We start from the raw sequence: 449 nt of genomic DNA on the forward strand, positions 1-449 counted from the left end.
CGGCTTGTGCCTTCTCTCTTTGATATCCCCCCCCCCCCCCCCCCCCCTCCCCCCCCCCCCCCCCCCCCCGGCAAATGTGGGTATCCATCCTCCTCCTGACCGTCTTCACTACTCTCCTCGTCACCACGGGCCTGTCCCTTCGACACCTCGCAGCCCCCCAACAGGCCGCCTCACGCAAGGCGCCCAGCCCACGCCTGAGAACCCGTCACCCTGGGCCTGAGCCAACAGGCCCCCCGGGCGGGTCCTCGGCAGAGCCAGACAGAGGCACCCCCCACCCTCGCCGCCGCTCGGGCCGCAGGCCCGCTGGCCGCCCCGCGCAGCGGGGCCGGCCTCATGGCGCGCAGCGCCATCGGGTGGCTGGAGCGCAGCGCAAGCCACCTCGCTCCGGGAGCGCAGCGGACGGAGCGTCACCCGCCTTGCGCAGCAAGGCGGGTGACGCTGACCGCGCA

Source organism: Streptomyces sp. NPDC044064 (genome assembly GCF_056434245.1).